We start from the raw sequence: 1,694 nt of genomic DNA, 5'->3' as shown, positions 1-1,694 counted from the left end.
TGCATCTCCAACTGCGACAAGATCACGCCCGGCATGCTGCTCGCGGCGCTGCGGCTCAACATCCCCACGGTCTTCGTCAGCGGTGGGCCGATGGAGGCCGGCAAGGCCGTCATCGGGCCCGACGGGACCGCCCAGACCCGCCTCGACCTCATCGACGCGATGATCAAGTCGGTCGACGACTCGGTCAGCGACGAGGACATCACCACCATCGAGCAGAACGCCTGCCCCACGTGCGGCTCCTGCTCGGGCATGTTCACCGCCAACTCGATGAACTGCCTCACCGAGGCGCTCGGCCTGTCCCTGCCCGGCAACGGCTCGACGCTCGCCACGGCGAGCGCGCGCCGCTCGCTCTTCGAGCGGGCCGGTCACCTCGTCGTCGAGCTGTGCCGGCGGTGGTATGGCGAGGACGACGACTCGGTCCTGCCACTGTCGATCGCCACCAAACCCGCCTTCGCCAACGCCATGCGCCTCGACATCGCCATGGGTGGCTCGACCAACACGATCCTGCACCTGCTCGCGGCGGCGCAGGAGGCCGGTGTCGACTTCGACCAGGACGACATCGACGCCCTGTCCCGCGTGACGCCCTGCCTGGTCAAGGTCGCTCCCAACTCGAACCAGTTCTACATGGAGGACGTGCACCGCGCCGGCGGCATCGCCGCGATCCTCGGCGAGCTGCACCGCGGCGGCATGCTCGACGACGACGTCCGGTGCGTCCACTCGCCCTCGATGCACCAGTGGCTGCAGGACTGGGACATCCGCAGCGGCGCCGCCAAGCCCGAGGCGATCGAGCTCTTCCACGCCGCCCCGGGCGGGGTGCGCACCACCGAGGCGTTCTCGTCCTCCAACCGGTGGGCCACGCTGGACACCGACCCCGAGAACGGCTGCATCCGCTCGGTCGAGCACGCCTACACCACCGAGGGCGGCCTCGCGGTGCTGCGCGGCAACCTCGCCCCCGACGGCTGCATCGTCAAGACGGCGGGCGTGCCCGAGCACCAGTGGTCCTTCTCCGGCCCGGCGCGGGTCGCCGAGTCCCAGGAGGAGGCCGTCTCCAAGATCCTCAACGGCGAGATCCAGGGCGGCGACGTCGTGGTCGTGCGCTACGAGGGGCCCAAGGGCGGGCCGGGCATGCAGGAGATGCTCTATCCCACGAGCTATCTCAAGGGCGTCGGCCTCGGGCCCAAGTGCGCCCTGATCACCGACGGCCGGTTCAGCGGCGGCTCGTCCGGCCTCTCGGTCGGCCACGTGTCGCCGGAGGCCGCGTCCGGCGGCCCGATCGGGCTGGTGCGCGACGGTGACGTGATCGAGTTCGACATCCCGCAGCGCCGGGTCAACCTGCTCGTCCCCGACGAGGAGCTCGAGCGCCGCCGGGCCGAGCAGGACGAGCTCGGCTGGGAGCCCCGCGACCGGGACCGCCAGGTCTCGACGGCGCTCAAGATCTTTGCGCGGTTCGCACAGAGCGCCGACAAGGGCGCCGCCCGCAAGTTCGACTGACCGCTGCACCGAAGACCCTAGCGAGGGACGATCGGGCCCGGAGGCGGGCGAGCGGTCAGCACCATCCGGCTCGACTGACCGGCCCGCCGAGGGCCCGAACAAGTCGTCAGCTGGAGACGGTGGCTCCCATGCGCTGCCGCGCGGTCGACGACCCGGGCCCGACCGGGGTGGTCGGTGGAGGCCTGGCCCCACCTCGCCGACTG

At 71.2% G+C, this 1,694-nt stretch carries 1 protein-coding gene; it reads left to right on the top strand.

Annotated elements, in window-relative coordinates; translation table 11 throughout:
• Positions 1–1,491: dihydroxy-acid dehydratase (gene ilvD, locus B2P18_RS07200; protein WP_286957610.1), on the top strand; the 1,491-nt coding region annotated here is incomplete at its 5' end.
• Positions 1,492–1,694: the final 203 nt, after the last annotated feature.

This window comes from Arsenicicoccus sp. UBA2120, assembly GCF_002330965.1.
Taxonomy (GTDB): domain Bacteria; phylum Actinomycetota; class Actinomycetes; order Actinomycetales; family Dermatophilaceae; genus Arsenicicoccus; species Arsenicicoccus bolidensis.
Note: the sequence above shows the minus strand (reverse complement) of the source record. Positions and strands in the feature narration are given on the sequence as shown.